Origin of the sequence: Sphingopyxis sp. USTB-05 (assembly GCF_023822045.1) — a bacterium.
Classification (GTDB): domain Bacteria; phylum Pseudomonadota; class Alphaproteobacteria; order Sphingomonadales; family Sphingomonadaceae; genus Sphingopyxis.
Window position 1 is genome coordinate 1,191,046 of record NZ_CP084712.1, and the last position, 15,158, is coordinate 1,206,203.

General features: G+C 64.1%; 16 protein-coding genes. 12 read left to right on the forward strand and 4 right to left on the reverse strand.

All coding sequences use genetic code 11. From position 1 onward, the window contains the following. The first annotated feature begins 1 nt into the window (after position 1). The 7 genes from KEC45_RS05175 to KEC45_RS05205 all read left to right on the forward strand — a co-directional run bounded on the left by KEC45_RS05175 (position 2) and on the right by KEC45_RS05205 (position 5,860). A complete protein-coding gene (locus tag KEC45_RS05175; protein WP_062182238.1) occupies positions 2–937 on the forward strand; it encodes a DUF4886 domain-containing protein in 936 nt (311 codons plus the stop codon). Between the two features lie 389 nt (positions 938–1,326). Further along, positions 1,327–2,085 (forward strand): SDR family oxidoreductase, encoded by a 759-nt coding sequence (locus tag KEC45_RS05180; RefSeq protein ID WP_062182235.1) that lies wholly within the window; start codon positions 1,327–1,329, stop codon positions 2,083–2,085. Positions 2,086–2,112: 27 nt separating this feature from the next. Beyond that, positions 2,113–2,538, forward strand: a complete 426-nt coding sequence (locus KEC45_RS05185; protein WP_193749170.1) for a hypothetical protein — start codon at positions 2,113–2,115, stop codon at positions 2,536–2,538. 28 nt (positions 2,539–2,566) lie between these two features. Further along, complete coding sequence (locus KEC45_RS05190) at positions 2,567–3,025, forward strand: carboxymuconolactone decarboxylase family protein (protein WP_062182229.1); 459 nt, start codon at positions 2,567–2,569, stop codon at positions 3,023–3,025. Between the two features lie 107 nt (positions 3,026–3,132). Further along, on the forward strand, positions 3,133–3,717 hold the full coding sequence (locus tag KEC45_RS05195) for a glutathione S-transferase family protein (RefSeq protein WP_062182226.1): 585 nt from the start codon (positions 3,133–3,135) through the stop codon (positions 3,715–3,717). Positions 3,718–3,797: 80 nt separating this feature from the next. Next, on the forward strand, positions 3,798–5,021 hold the full coding sequence (locus KEC45_RS05200; RefSeq protein ID WP_062182222.1) for a bifunctional alpha/beta hydrolase/OsmC family protein: 1,224 nt from the start codon (positions 3,798–3,800) through the stop codon (positions 5,019–5,021). Between the two features lie 89 nt (positions 5,022–5,110). Then, the gene (locus KEC45_RS05205; protein ID WP_062182218.1) at positions 5,111–5,860 is read left to right on the forward strand and encodes an SDR family oxidoreductase; all 750 of its coding nucleotides are present in this window, start codon (positions 5,111–5,113) and stop codon (positions 5,858–5,860) included. Between the two features lie 3 nt (positions 5,861–5,863). Here the strand turns inward: KEC45_RS05205 and KEC45_RS05210 are convergent, their stop codons facing one another. From KEC45_RS05210 to KEC45_RS05225, 4 genes are all read right to left on the reverse strand, one after another. Next, on the reverse strand, positions 5,864–6,286 hold the full coding sequence (locus KEC45_RS05210) for a DUF1810 family protein (protein ID WP_062182215.1): 423 nt from the start codon (positions 6,284–6,286) through the stop codon (positions 5,864–5,866). A 10-nt stretch (positions 6,287–6,296) separates the two neighbouring features. After that, the gene (locus tag KEC45_RS05215) at positions 6,297–6,581 is read right to left on the reverse strand and encodes a GNAT family N-acetyltransferase (protein WP_062182212.1); all 285 of its coding nucleotides are present in this window, start codon (positions 6,579–6,581) and stop codon (positions 6,297–6,299) included. A gap of 98 nt (positions 6,582–6,679) precedes the next feature. Further along, positions 6,680–7,342: an FMN-dependent NADH-azoreductase gene (locus KEC45_RS05220; RefSeq protein ID WP_062182209.1), complete on the reverse strand. Its 663-nt coding sequence runs from the start codon at positions 7,340–7,342 to the stop codon at positions 6,680–6,682. 11 nt (positions 7,343–7,353) lie between these two features. After that, positions 7,354–8,805: a PLP-dependent aminotransferase family protein gene (locus KEC45_RS05225; protein WP_062182206.1), complete on the reverse strand. Its 1,452-nt coding sequence runs from the start codon at positions 8,803–8,805 to the stop codon at positions 7,354–7,356. Positions 8,806–9,079: 274 nt separating this feature from the next. On the opposite strand from KEC45_RS05225, the gene KEC45_RS05230 reads away from it, so the two are divergent. From KEC45_RS05230 to KEC45_RS05250, 5 genes are all read left to right on the forward strand, one after another. Beyond that, complete coding sequence (locus KEC45_RS05230) at positions 9,080–11,026, forward strand: ferritin-like domain-containing protein (RefSeq protein WP_193749169.1); 1,947 nt, start codon at positions 9,080–9,082, stop codon at positions 11,024–11,026. A gap of 28 nt (positions 11,027–11,054) precedes the next feature. Beyond that, positions 11,055–11,804 carry an SDR family NAD(P)-dependent oxidoreductase gene (locus KEC45_RS05235; protein WP_062182203.1) on the forward strand — a complete coding sequence of 250 codons (750 nt, stop codon included), beginning with the start codon at positions 11,055–11,057 and terminating at the stop codon, positions 11,802–11,804. 196 nt (positions 11,805–12,000) lie between these two features. Beyond that, positions 12,001–12,648: a response regulator transcription factor gene (locus tag KEC45_RS05240; protein ID WP_062182200.1), complete on the forward strand. Its 648-nt coding sequence runs from the start codon at positions 12,001–12,003 to the stop codon at positions 12,646–12,648. Positions 12,649–12,733: 85 nt separating this feature from the next. Further along, positions 12,734–13,126 carry a response regulator transcription factor gene (locus tag KEC45_RS05245; RefSeq protein ID WP_238586681.1) on the forward strand — a complete coding sequence of 131 codons (393 nt, stop codon included), beginning with the start codon at positions 12,734–12,736 and terminating at the stop codon, positions 13,124–13,126. 17 nt (positions 13,127–13,143) lie between these two features. Then, complete coding sequence (locus KEC45_RS05250; RefSeq protein WP_062184102.1) at positions 13,144–15,153, forward strand: PAS domain-containing sensor histidine kinase; 2,010 nt, start codon at positions 13,144–13,146, stop codon at positions 15,151–15,153. Positions 15,154–15,158 lie beyond the last annotated feature (5 nt).

The window sequence follows — 15,158 nt, forward strand, 5'->3', positions numbered from 1 at the left end:
TATGAAATACGGGCACGGCATCTGGTTATCGATCGGCGCTGCCGCGCTCGCGGTCGCGCCGGCGGCAACGGCAAAGGAACGCGCGCCCGCGCCGACCGCCGCCGCCGGCGCGGCCCCCTCCGCACCGCAAAAAGCCGCACCGAAGACGATCCTCTTCATCGGCAACAGCTTTACGCAGGGGGCGCATTCTGCGGCGCGAAACTGGCGCGCCGGCACGGTGACGGATCTCAACAATGCGGGCTATGGCGGCGTGCCCGCGCTGTTCAAGCTGTTCGCCGAGCAGGCTGGGCTCGACTATGCCGTCAGTCTCGAGACGCAGGGCGGCAAGTCACTCGGCTTCCATTATGACGAGCGGCGCCAGCTTTTCGACCGGTCGTGGGATATCGTCGTGCTTCAGGAATTCAGCACGCTCGACCGCGCAAAGCCCGGCGATCCCGCCGATTATTTGCGCAATGTCGACCGGCTGGCCGCGCTGTTCAAGGCGCGCAATCCCGCCGTCGACATCCGTCTCGCCGCGACCTGGACGCGCGCGGACCAGACTTATCAATCCGGGGGGCATTGGTACGGAAAGCCGGTGACGGCGATGGCCGATGACCTCCGCGCCGCGGCCGACCGCGCACGCGCCGCCAATCCGTCCGTGGCGGGGATCGTGCCGGTCGGCCAGGCCTGGAACCGCGCGATGACCGAAGGTGTCGCCGACCCCAATCCCTATGACGGCATCGGCTATGGCCAGCTCGATCTGTGGGCGTACGACCATTATCACGCGAGCGTCGCGGGCTATTATCTCTCGGCGCTCGTCACCTTTGGCGCGATCACCGGCATCGATCCGACGACGCTTGGTGCAAAGGAAAAGGGCGCCGACGAACTCGGGCTCTCGGACGCGCAGGCGGCGGCGCTGCAACGCGTCGCGCGCGACACGCTCGCGAACCGGCCATAGGTCGTTCGGGAAAAAAGGGAGCCGGACAGGTAGGATGCTCGCCTGCCAATTCGTTGGCCGCAGGGAGAAACCGGAAAAACCCCTGCGTTCATCATCTCTGTCACGTCCGATTAACACGGCTCCACGAAGTTCCGAAGCATCAGCCGATGCGGTCGAGACGGGCTGCGCGGGGAGGGGTAGGGAGCGCAAACCGTCTCGATGGGTGGATTAGAACAGCGCCCGCCGGTGCGCGGAAGGTTCGAGATTTGAACGCCCGATTGTACCAACGGGTCTGAAACACTCGATGGTACACTGGCTTTCGCACCTCTCAGGTCTGCATCGGCGCGGGTGACACGCCTATTCCAATGGCAACGGACGCAAGGTGCGTCGTCGCAGGGAAAGGCAGTGGCATGAAGATCGTCGTGATTGGCGGAACCGGGCTTATCGGCTCGAAAGTCGTCAGCAAACTCAATGCTCTGGGGCATCAGGCTGTCGCCGCGGCGCCCAATACCGGCGTCAACACGCTGACCGGCGAAGGACTTGCCGAAGCGCTGGCGGGTGCAGAGGTCGTCGTCGACCTCGCCAACTCGCCGACCTTTGACGAGGCCGCGATCGATTTCTTCAAGACTGCGGGCCAGAATGTTGCCGAGGCCGAGAAAGCTGCGGGCGTTGGCCATCATATCGCGCTGTCGGTCGTCGGCACTGAAAAAATGGGGGTCAGCCCTTATTTCCTCGCCAAACAGGCACAGGAAAAGCTGATCCGCGATAGCGGCATTCCCTACACTATCATCCACGCGACGCAGTTCATGGAATTTCTTCGCGGTATCGGCCAATCGGCGGTCGTCGGCGACGAGGTTCATCTGTCGCACGCCTATATCCAGCCGATGGCCGCCGAGGATGTCGCCGACGCAGTGACGGCCGTTGCGGTCGCCGCGCCCGCGAACACCATCGTCGAGATCGGCGGGCCCGAGAAATTCCACCTCGACGAGATCATCGGCAAGGTGATGGCGTTCGACGACGACACGCGCCCGATCGTGGTCGATCCCGAAGCACGCTATTTCGGGCTGCGGCTCGAGGATGATTCGCTGATCCCTGGCCCCGGTGCGAAGCTTGGTTCGACGCGCTTCGACTGGTGGCTCGAAAACGTCCCGCCGCCGCCGAAAAAATAATCATCCGCGACCCAAGGGGAGATCATCATGCTCAAGACGATTTGTATCTGGACCGCCGTCATCCTCGGCATCGGCGCCGAAGCGAACGGGCTTTTCATGCTCTGGTCGCCCGGCGACTGGTATCTCGCGGTTCCGGGCGTCACGACAACCGGGCCCTTCAACCAGCATTTCATTCGCGACATCGGGCTGATCTTCCTTTTCGTGGGAACGTCGCTCCTCATGGGCGCCTTCCGTCCTCAATATCGCGTGCTGCTGTGGACGACCGCGACGCTGTGGCTCTGGGGCCATGCGTTCTTCCATTTCTGGGAAGTTGCGGTCGGCATATGCGGTCCGGACGCGATCGCTCGCGATTTTCCGGCGGTTACTTTGCCCGCGATCCTCACGGGATTGCTCAGCCTCTGGGCCATCGCCGACGCGCGAAAAGAGCGGTCAAGCACCGCTGGCGCCCTCTGATTTTCCACGAAAAATAAGGAGAAAAGCAATGACTCCCCGTATGAATATCTTCCAGGCCGCCCCCGATGCGATGAAGGCCATGCTGGCCGTCGAAGCCACGTTCGAAACCTCGGGCCTCGACCACAGCCTGATCGAATTGGTGAAGCTGCGCGCATCGCAGATCAACGGCTGCGCCTTTTGTATCCACATGCATGTGACCGATGCGGTGAAGCATGGCGAAAGCCACATGCGCATCCATCTGCTGGACGCCTGGCGGGAATCGCCGCTCTACACCGACCGCGAACGCGCCGCGCTGAACTGGACGGAATCGTTGACCGGCATTGCCGAAACGGGCGCCCCCGACGAGGATTACGAGCTGCTGAAGGCGCATTTCGACGACAAGCAGATCGCCTATCTGACGGTCGCAGTCGCCGCGATCAATTTCTGGAACACGGTCCAGATCAGCCTTCGCGCCGTCCACCCGGTCGAACAGGCGGCCGCGGCGTAACGAGCCCCCGGGCGCTGGACCTACCGACCCGGCCGTCCAGCGCCGATCCCGGCCGCCGGGACATCTCCCTCCGATGTCCCGGCGGCTTCCCGTTCAGGAGACGATCGATGAAACTCTATTATTGCCCATGGGCGTGCAGCCTTGCCGCCCATATTGCGCTCCACGAAGCTGGCGCGCCGTTCGAGAATGAGAGCGTCGACATCAAGACGAAGATCACAGCGAGCGGCACCGATTTCAACAATGTAACGCGCAAGGGCTATGTCCCGGCGCTTGAACTCGACAATGGCGAGATCGTCACTGAAAATATCGCTGTCCTCGACTATCTGGCGGGCGTCTATCCGCAGTTGGGGGTCGAAGGTCCGCTTGGCCGAACACGGCTGGTCGAGGCGCTCGCCTATATTTCGACCGAGATACACAAAAGCTACAAGCCCTTCTGGCACAACGGCACCGACGAGCAAAAGGCCGTCGCCAGTGCCTATATCACTGCGCGGATGCGTTACCTTGGCGACACGATCAAGGGCGACTATCTGTTCGGGGACCGCCCGACCGTCGCGGATTTCTATCTGTTCGTGACGACGACATGGGCTGGCCGCTTTGGCGTCGACGTTCCGCCCGCGATTGCCGCGCTCCACGAACGGCTGAAAGCGCGTCCCGCGGTCCAGGCGACGCTGAAGGCAGAGGGGCTCGCCTGACGATCGTGTCATGCGCCTCTTGCCTTCGGGCATTTTATGCTACGCCCGACGAGCCTTGTTAACAGCGACCGGAGATAGAGATGCCGACGCGCCCCTTCGATTTTCCCAATGGCGATGGCGAACGCCTGTCGGGTAGGCTTGAGCTCCCGGTCGGATCGACCAAGGCGTGGGCGCTGTTCGCGCACTGCTTTACCTGCGGAAAGGATAATAAGGCTGCGGTCCGGATTTCGCGGCGCCTTGCTGGTGCGGGCATCGGCGTGCTGCGGTTCGACTTCACGGGCCTTGGTGCCAGCGAAGGCGATTTTGGATCGGCGGGTTTCAGCCACAATGTCAAGGACCTGGTCGCCGCGGCCGACGCGATGACCGCGGCGGGCATGCCGCCGATGCTGCTCGTCGGGCATAGCCTCGGCGGAGCGGCCGTGCTGGCCGCCGCGGGGTCGCTGCCCGGAGTCCACGCCATCGCGACGATCGCGGCGCCGTTCGACGTCGAACATGCGCTCCACCAGTTCGATCCCGAGGGATTGGAGACGATCGAGCGCGAAGGTCGCGGCGTCGTGGCGATCGGCAGCCGGCCCTTTACCGTCCGCAAGGAGTTCGTCAAAAGTCTGCGCGAGCAGGATCAGGGCGCGCGCGTGGCGTCACTTAAGCGGCCCTTGCTGCTGCTTCACTCGCCGATCGATCAGGTCGTCGGGATCGAGAATGTGACCAGCCTCTATCTCGCGGCAAAGCATCCCAAGAGTTTCGTCTCGCTCGACGGCGCCGACCATCTTTTGACCGATGCGCGCGACGCCGATTTCGCCGCCGACATGATTTCGGCGTGGGCCGGCCGCTATCTGCCCGCGATGCCGCCGACTGCCGCCAGCCAGTTCGACGCGGAAGCGGAGGAAACGCGCCTCGGCAAATTCCAGCTCGCCATGCGGGCAGGGAAGGCCGCCTTCATCGCCGACGAGCCCGAGAGTGCGGGCGGTCTGGGTTCGGGCCCGACGCCCTTCAACCTGCTATCCGCCGCGCTCGCTGCCTGCACGACGATGACGCTCCGCCTCTATGCGGATCGCAAGGGGTGGCCGGTCGACCGCATCCGTACCGGCGTGACGCACCGCAAGGACAAGGGTTTCGATAAACCCGATATCTTCAGCCGCCGTGTCGAGATCACGGGCGCGATCGACGATGCGCAGCATGCCGAACTGCTTGGCGTCGCCGACCGCTGCCCCGTGCATCGCACGCTCGAAACCGGATCGCGCTTCGAGGCGACCGAAGCGGGATGGGCCGATGCCGGCCCGACCGGAGACCAGACGCCCGCTTAGTGCAGGGCGATTGTCGCGTCTCGGTTCTGCCGTGCTTCGCTCCATCGGCTTAGGCTGTGGGGACGAAATGCATCGCGGAGTGAAGCGCCATGAAAATCACTGTCATCGGAGGAACGGGCCAGATCGGTCGCCGCCTAGCCGCGCGACTGCGCGAAGATGGGCATGAGGTCGTCGTGGCAGCCCGGTCGACCGGCGTCGACACGGTCAGCGGCGAGGGGCTGGTTCAAGCACTCGAAGGCGCCGACGTGGTCGTCGATGCATCGAACTCGGGTTATGGCGACGCCGCCGATATGCGGCGTTTCTTTGCCGCTTCGAGCGATAATATACTCGCCGCTGCCCGCGCTGCGTCGGTCGGGCACGTCATCGCGCTTTCCGCTGTCGGCGCGGACACGCTGAACGGCGGCTATTTTCTCGCCAAGCGCGATCAGGAGGAGCGGATTCTGGGCGTCGGCGTCCCGTTCACGATCGTCCGATCGACACCCTTTTTCGAGTTCGTCTACAAGATCGTCGACGCGAGCGGCGATGGCGACCGGATGCCGCTTGCGCCCGTCACGATGCAGCCGGTGGCCGCCGACGACGTCGTCGCGGCGCTGGCCCGCCTCGTCACCGAAGCGCCGGTGAATGATATCGTCGAGATTGCCGGACCCGACACATTCGGTCTTGCCGAACTCGCGACCGAAATCCTCACCGCCAATGAGGATATGCGCTGGATCTCGGTCGACCCGGACGCGCTGTATTTCGGCGCGCGGTTCGATGGCGAACCGCTCACCTGCAATCGTCCGCGCCTCGCACCGACACGGTTCGACGACTGGCTACGCGAATGGATCGCTTTTGCCTGAGGGTCAGCGGTCGTTGTCGATGCGGACGATCGTCGCCTCGTCGACCATATTGTCGAACCAGGTGATGAGCACCGAACGCAGCAGTACTTCGTTCGACGCCTCGGCGAACAGGGTGAGCGAGGCGTGGAGCTTTGCGGCATCGACTTCGCCGAACACTTCGCGCGCGCTTGTCTGGACCAGCCGAAAGAGTGTTTCGACGCACTCGCGGTAACGGCCGCCGAGCGGAGCGAAATCCAGATAGGCGCGCGCTTCGTCGAGCGACGAGAGCGCATAGACGTTTCCATCGTTGTCTTCGATACCCAGGCGCGGGAAGATGAAATCCATGTAGGGCGTGCACATCGCGCCGCGGCGCAGAATGTCGATCGCGTCGTCATAGGCTTCGGCCTGCGCGGCAACGAAGCGTTCGAGATGATATTCGTCGATCATGATGGCCTCGCTAGCCGGCGACGACGTCGGCGAATTCGGGATGGCGGCCGAAAAAGTTGACCATGAACTGGCAGCGCAAAACCGCCTTGCGCCCCGTCTGCCGCATCAGGTGGAAAGCGCCCTCTGCGAGTTGCGATGCGATGCCCATGCCCCAGAATTCCGACGGAACCTCGGTGTGAATCAGGACCAGTCGCCCCTCTTCGTCGACCCGGTAAAAGGCGGCCGCGGTCGAACCGTCGGGCAGGTCGAGTTCGAAACAGCGCTTTTCGACATTGTCGACAACTTCGGCGTCCATGGCAGCTCACCTTTCCTTTGAGAGAGACGCGAACAGCCTACGCCAGCGGCACGACCGCAACAGACCCAAGGGCTGGAGATATGATTGTACCGTAAGGGCTAGCCCGCCCGCGACAGCGCGGCGCGCGGCTCGATCACCCCCCATGCCTCGGCGAGCGCGGAAAGTTCGGTCCTGGCGCGCCGCATCGCGGCGGCCCGCTCGACCTCGTGCGCGAACTGCATAGGCTGCGCATCCACGAAAACGGGGTCATCGACACCGATGAAGCCAAAGGCCGCACGAAGCGCCGGCGTCAGCGCGTCCATCGCCGCAAAGGGCGTGCCGGGGCGCAGGTCGACGCCGCGCGTCGTCAGGAACAGCGTCTTCTTGCCGCCGAGCGTGCCGACGTACTGTCCTTCGTCGGTTACCACGTAAGTCAGGCCACCGCGCACGATCGTATCGACGAACGCCTTGAACGCCGCGGGCATCGTCCAATTGTGCATCGGCATCGCAAAGAGCAAGGCGTCGGCGCCGAGCAGGCGCGCGCACAGAGCATCGGACACCATCAGCGCCTCCTTCATCTCTGCCGTGCGTTCATCGGCGCGCGTGTAGGTCGCGCTTGCGAACAACTCGGTGATCGGGGGCAAGATCTCCACCGCAAGATCGAGATAGTCGACCGACAGCGTCGGGACTTGCGCGCGCAGCCGATCGACGAAAAAGCGCGATAGAGCGCGCGAGCCGGAATTTGCGCCTTTGGGGCTCGCATCGACATGCAGCAGTTTCATCTTCGTCTCCTTTACGCCGCCTGCGCCGAAACCGGCGCGGCGACGCCTTCGTCGATCAATGTCGCCAGCGTGTCGCACGCCTTGCCCAGAATTTGTTCGCGCAGGTTGGTGACGCACAGCACCAAACCGGGCTGCGCCGCGGCGGGGTTCGCGTACCAGATCGACAGCGGCGCCGGCGCGATGCCCAGTTCGGGCGCGCGCCTTGCCAGCGCGACATCGTCATAACCGCGCGGCAGATGAACGATCACCGCCAGCCCGGCGAAGGCATCGACCGCGATATCCGGATCGAGCCGTGCGTGGAGCGCGTCGCGCCGTTCGCGATACAGGCCTTTCATGTGGCGCAGGTGGCGCAGGAAATGGCCGTCGGCCAGGAAGTCGGTAAGCGCGAGCTGCGTCGTCACATTGGGCGCGGGGTTGAGACAGCCCGCAACCTCGCCAAATCGCGCGGCGAGCGCGAGCGGGGCGACGACAAAGCCCAGACCCAGCGCCGGGCTGATTGTCTTGCCGAAGGTGCCGATATGGATCACGCGGCCGGCGGGGTCCTGCGCCGCCATCGCTGGCGCGGCACGGCCGCCGAGCTGGAGTTCGCTGAGATAATCATCCTCGATGATCCACGCGCCTTCGCGTTCCGCCCAGGCGAGCAGCGCGGCGCGGCGCTCGGGCGACAGCGTGACGCCCGTCGGCGCCTGCTGCCCCGGCGTGACGATGGCCAGCGCGGCGTCGGGCGCGGCGCGCACGCCCATGTCGACGCGGATGCCCTTGGCGTCGACCGCGATCGGGACGGGTTTCAGCCCGGCAATTTCCAGCCCTATGCGCGATATCGGGTAGCAGGGATCTTCGACCCACGCGGTGCGTCCCTGCACGCCGAGCGCCATCAGGGTCAGGCAGAGGCCGTTCTTGTAGCCGGTGGTCAGGATGATCTGGTCAGGGTGGCAACAGATGCCGCGCGTGATCGCGAGCTGTGCCGCGATCTGCGCGCGCAGTTCGGGCTCGCCGCGCGGATCGGGCGGGCCGACCGGGGCCATGGCATTCGCGCGCACCGCGCGGGTACGCAGCCGCGCCCATAATTTCGCGGGAAAGGCATCCTGCGCCGGCACCCCCATCTGAAAGGGCAAGGGGCGAAGCGAGAAGCCGCGTTCGAGATTTTGCAGCGGCCGCGGAATGTCGACCCGTTTCGTCTCGACCGGCTTCGGCGCGGCCCGTTCGGCGACGCGCGTGCCGGCGGCCCCTGCCGAAAAGACCAGCAGCTCGTCGGCCAGCGCTTCATAGGCGGCCTTCACCGTCCCGCGCGCGACGCCAAGCTGCGAAGCCATGTCGAGCCACGATGGCAGTCGCGTTCCGGGTCGAAGCCGGCCGTCCATGATCGCGGTGCGGATTGTCGCGGCGATCTGGGCGGTAATCGGTGTCGAATGCGAGCGATCGATCTGGAAGGAGAGCCGTCCGGCGTCCCATGATGCATTCATCTCGTCACCTCATGGTACTGTTAAAACGCTGTCGATGGACCAGAGGCTATGCCCCTTGCGCCGGGTCTGTCGAGACGGGGGCGACCTATGCGAAGGTACAGGATGGGCTGCCTTGCCGGTTAGGCCGGATGACAATCACCCCGCATTTCAATCCCGCGGGCGAGCGGTTTGGTACAGGCGGCTTGTCAACTCTCGTGCCTGCCCCTGATGGCAGCGCAGACTATCCTGTCCGCTTCACCCGCCGCCCGGCGGCGGTCGCAGGAGGGTTATGAAGATGGACGGCAAAACCGCCGTGAGCCGCGAGAAGATATTGCACGCGCTCTATGAAGCCGCGGAACTCGAGCATAATCTGATGTGCACCTATCTCTATGCCGCTTTCAGCTTGAAGGATGGCGAAGGCGAGGGGTTGAGCGGCGCCGAGGCCGAAGCGGTTGCGCGCTGGCGCCGCGCGATCCTCGACGTCGCGATCGACGAGATGAGCCACCTTGTTGCGGTGTGGAACATCACCGTGGCTCTAGGTGGCGCGCCGCGTTTCGGACGCACCAACTTTCCGATCGAGCCCGGCCGGCTTCCGGCAGGCATCGCGGTAAAGCTCGCGCCCTTCGGCGAGGCTGCGATCCAGCATTTCCTCTATCTCGAGCGCCCTGAAACCTCGGCTGAAGGCGACGGGGCGGGCTTCGCGGCGGACAAGGCCGCGCCGCGGACGCCGCGGACGTTCCGCCTGACCCCGACCGGATATGATTATGCGACGATCGGCGCCTTCTATCAGGTGATCGAGACCGATTTGCGCGCGCTGGCTGGCGCGATCGGCGAGGCGGCACTTTTCTGCGGCGATCCCGCGCTGCAACTGACGCCCGAGGAAGTCGGCTTCAAGGGCGCGCGGCCCGTCACCAGCCTCGACAGCGCGCTCGCCGCGCTCGCTGAGATCATCGTCGAGGGGGAGGGCGCGCCGACCGACAGCGACGATTCGCATTTCCGCCGCTTCGTTGCGGTCCGCGACGAGATGCAGAGCCTCGCCGCCGCGAACCCCGACTTCGCCCCCGCGCATCCCGCGGCGACCAACCCCGTGCTTCGCAAGCCGCCGTCGCCCGAGGGGCGCATCTGGCTTGAAGACGCCGACGCCGTGGCGACGGTCGACCTCGCCAATGCCATCTATGTACTTGCGCTTCGCCTGCTCGCCGCCGGCTATGCGATACCTCGCCCGAACCCCGACAAGGCGCTCTATATCGGTTCGGCTATCGGGTTGATGCACGCGCTCACCGCAGTGGCGGAGCGCGCGGCACGCCTTCCCGCCGGCCCATCGAACCCGGGCTGCAACGCCGGTATATCGTTCACCGCGCTGCGCGAGGCTGCATCGCTGCCCGCGGGTGCAAGCGCCAGGCACGTTTATCTTGAGCGTATGGAGGAACTGAGCGCCGTCGCCGAAGCGATGGACACTGCCGACCCTCGCTGCGTCCGTGCCGCGCGGATTTTGCAGAAGCAGGCTGCGCGGCTGCGCGACGCACCAATTGGCGAGGCTGCGCCAGCAAGCACCCCCGACGCAGCGCCGCCGCCCGCAGCGCCCTCAGCGTCGCCAACGACCTCGGCCGACGGTGTCGACCGGGCCGAGGGCAAGGACATCGCCGTGATGTTCGACGGCAAACGCTGCATCCATGCGCGCTTCTGCGTCACGCAGGACCCGGCGACATTCCTCGCCAATGTCGACGGCCCATGGATCATCCCCGACGCGACCGATGTCGAATATCTCTGCGGTACGATCCGCCAATGCCCGTCGGGCGCGCTGACTTATGAGCGCCGCGACGGCCAGGCCGAACCGGTGCCGCCGGTCAATCTGATCACGCTGCGCGAGAACGGTCCTTATGCAGTGCGCGCCGATCTCGCGCTCGATGGCGAGAAGGTGGGTTTTCGCGCGACGCTCTGTCGTTGCGGTGCTTCAAAGCGAAAGCCCTTCTGTGACAAGTCGCATAAATATATCGGCTTCGAGGCGACCGGTGAGCCGCCGACGAAGGATGGGCCGAAGCTCGCGGTTCGCAATGGCCCGCTGACCGTCGAGCCCCAACTCGACGGACCGCTGCAGATACGCGGCAATCTTGAAATTCTCAGCGGGACGGGGCGGACCGTCGCCGCCGTCGAAACGGCGCGGCTCTGCCGCTGCGGCGCATCGAAGAACAAACCCTTTTGCGACGAAAGCCACCGCCGGATCGGCTTTCGCAGCGCATGACAAACTCTCCCAGGAAAGAAGGCAATTTATGACAAGCTTGAACGGAAAGGTCGCGGTAATCACCGGCGGCAACAGCGGCATCGGCCTCGCCGCAGCCAAACTCTTCGCCGCCGAGGGCGCGCAGGTCGTCATTACCGGCCGCCGCCAGCAGGTCGTCGACGACGCCGTACGCGAAATCGGATCGGCGGGTTTCGGGATCCAGGGCGATGTCGCCGATCCCGATCATCATCGCGAGGTCGCGGAGATCGTCCGCGAGCGCTTCGGCCATGCGGACATCTATATGGCGAATGCGGGGGTCAACACGATCAGCCCGTCGCACGACGTGACCGAGGCCGAATATGATGCGCAGTTCGCGATCAACGCGCGCGGGACCTTTTTCGGGGTGCAGAAGATCGCGCCCATCATGCGGGACGGCGGCTCGATCATCCTTGTCGGCTCACTTGCCAGCGACAAGGTGCTCGAAGGGCACGCGGTCTATGCGGGGACGAAGGCCGCGATCAACGCCTTCGCCCGCGCATGGGCGCTCGAGTTCAAGGCACGCGGCATCCGCGTCAACATGCTGAGCCCCGGGCCGACCGAGACGGCGATCCTTGAGAAACTGGGCGTGGCGCCTGAAGATCATGACGCGTTCGTCGAAATGATGGCGGGCGCAATTCCGCTTGGCCGGCTCGGCCAGCCTAGTGAATTGGCAAGCGCCGCACTCTTCCTCGCCTCTGATGCAAGCAGCTTTGTTACGGGCATCAATCTGCGCGTCGATGGCGGCATGGCGCTGCTTTGACGACTTGCGGCTCTTCGATCGAAACGGCGCGCTGTCGTACGGGTTTCGGAGCAAGGAAAGCCCTTGCTCCGAAACCCGCGGGCACATAGACTTTGCGCGCCTGCCGACATGACCGGGACGATCTCTTGCCTTTCGGTCGCAGGATGTCCGCGGGAAGATGGCCGTTCGCGACGACACCGCTTACCGGGGAGGGGTAATGACCACGACCGCCGATTATGAACCGCCGCTTGTCCTGATCGTCGACGACGACGAAGAGGTGCGCACGGCGATCAGCGAATTGATGCTGTCGGTCGGGATGGAAGCGAACTGCTATGGCTCGACGCGCGAATTGCTCGAATCGCCGCTGCTCGAACGCGCCGGCTGCCTCGTCCTCGATGTGCGCATGCCGGGATCGAGCGGGCTAGACCTTCAGCAGCATCTGGCCGCCGCCGGCATCGCGAAGCCGATCGTCTTTCTGACCGGACACGGCGACATCCCGATGTCGGTGCAGGCGATGAAATCTGGCGCCGTCGATTTTCTGACCAAGCCGGTGCGCGACCAGACGTTGCTCGACGCCGTCGTCGCGGGTGTCGAACGCGATGTTGCGGATCGCGCGAACGCCCGGATCGTCCGGCAACAGGTCGAACGTTTCGCGACGCTCACCCCGCGCGAGAGTCAGGTGATGCGCGAGGTCGCCCGCGGACGGCTCAACAAGCAAATCGCCTATGACCTCGGTATTTCGGAAATTACCGTCAAGCTTCACCGCAGCAATGTGATGAAGAAGATGCAGGCGGCGACCGTCGGCGAATTGATCCGCGCGTGGGAGAAATTGCCCGCACAATTGCGTGAAACCGGGGGAGCCTAGACTTTGGTATGGTTACAAAGCTTTACAAGCTGCGCGACTATGGCGTTATTGGCCGTCCCGGTCGTGAGAAAAAGGGCCAAATCGCTTGCCCAAAACGCCTCTTGTCGCAGTTGTGGATGATGACGAAGCCATCCGCGAAGCATTGTGCGATCTGTTGATGGTTACCGGACTGGAGTGCAGCACCTTCGATAGTGCCCCGGCGTTCCTCGATAACGTGCAAAATCATTTCGATTGCCTGATTACCGATGTGCGAATGCCCGGGATGAGCGGGATCGACCTGCTCGAACGGATGCGGGCCGGCGGGTCGGACCTGCCCGTCATCGTGCTGACGTCGGTCATCGATTCCAGCGTCCGGGCGCGGGCGCTCGACCTCGGCGCGCAGGCCTGGCTGACCAAGCCGGTTGCGGACGATGCGCTTCTCGATCAGCTGAAGGCGGCGATCGGGGCGGAGGATTGGCCCGACGGGCCGGAGCAGTGAACGCCGGACCGCTTCAAGTGACGACGCAGGTGTCCGAACCGGATATCGCGGACTTCGCATCCGAAAGTGTGGTCATTTTCGATATCGAAGGTGCGGTCCATTACTGGAATCCGGCGTCGGAAGCGCTCTATGGCTGGCCCTCGCTCACGATGGTCGGTCGTGGTATCGGCCATCTGTCGACGCGCAGCGAGAACGAACGCGAGCATTGGCGCATGCTGCTTCAGGAAGGAACGTGGCAGGGCGTGGTCAGCCGGCGCACCCCGTCGGGTATCCATATCGCCGTCGATATCCGCCAATATGTCCGCTTCGCGCAGGACGGAACCCCGCGCGACGTCATCGAATATGGCCGGCAGTCGCTCAGCGACGGCGCCGTACCGGGGGCGGACTGGCACATTCCCGACCGGTTGATGGCGGCGAGCTGGGAAATCGACGTTTCGGCGTCCGAAGCGTTGATCGCCGAGATCGCGCGGCTGCGCGGCGAAGCCGACGCCGAAGCGCAGTTGAACGCACGCCATAATGAGTTGGTGAAGGCGGCACGGATCATCAACGTCAACGAACGGACAATGCGTCTCGTCGGCGGCAATCGTGGACGTGACCTTATGATCGGCCAGCCGGTCGCCGGTTTCTGGCCGCTCGAGAGCCGCGCAACGCTGGGCGAATTGATCGTTGATGCGATGACCGGAAAAACCGAGGATGCGACCTACCGGCGGCAACTCCCGTCGGATGGCATCCTGCGCGATCCACTGGTCACAGTTTGGCGGGCCGAAACGCCGGGCCGGATTTATGCCGCGGTCAACGGGGCGGTCGATGACGACCGTTCCTATGTCTATCTTCGGGCGAGTGAGGCGCGATACCGCAAACTCGTCCATCATATGCCGATCGCGCTGTGGCAGGTCGACGCCAGCCATATGGGGCGCATCTACAACGATATCCGCGCGACGGGCGTCACCGACTTTGGCGCTTATCTCGACGAGCATCCCGAGTTGGTAGAACTCGCCGCGACGACGGTTCAGATCACCGACGTCAATCGCGCCGCGGTTCAGCTGCTCGGCGGCTCCAGCGCGCTCGATTTGATGCGGCCGGTCGGATATCTGTTTACGGTCAATCGCAGCTCGCTTCGCAACGTGATGATCGGACGTTTCAACGGGCAGACAAGCCACGAAGAGATCACGAAGATCGAGACCTTCGACGGCCGGGTGCTCGACGTGCGCATGTCGGTGACCTACCCGAAGGTGCTCGCCGAGCTCGACGTCACGATCTTCAGTTTCGAGGATGTAACCGACCGTATGAGCATGGAGGCCGAGATCCGGCAGCTTCAAGCCGACTTCACCCACGCGGCGCGAATCTCGACGCTGGGCGAACTCACGACCTCGATAGCGCATGAGATCAACCAGCCGCTCGCTGCCATCGTCACCAATGCCGAGACCAGCCTGCGCTGGCTGTCGCGCGACGACCCCAATGTCGAGAAGGTGAAGGCGCTGACCGCGCGCATCGCCGCGAGCGGACGGCGTGCTAGCGATATCGTGCAGCATATCCGCGGCATGGCGTCAAAACGCCAGCCTGAACGCGTCGCGACCGATCTCAACGAGATTGTGCAGGAATCGCTGATCTTCATCCGTCACGAAATCGAATCCCAATCGATCGGTATTACGACCGACCTCGCACGCGCGCTTCCGAACACCATGGCGGACCGCATTCAGTTGCAGCAGGTGGTCGTGAACCTGCTGATCAACAGCGTCCAGGCGGTCGAGGCACAGGGCACGGGAACGCGTGAGATTTATATTGGCACGTCTTTGACCGAAAGCGGTGCGCTCGCCTTTACGCTTCGCGATACGGGGCCCGGGATTTCGCCCGACGATCTCGACCGAATTTTCGAGGGCTTCTTCACAACGAAGGAGGCAGGGATGGGGATCGGGCTCGCCATCTGCCAATCGATCATTTCCGAACATGGCGGGGTTATTGCCGCATCCAATCATCCGGACGGCGGCGCGCAATTCCGCTTCGAGATTCCGGTCGAGACACCCTGACGATT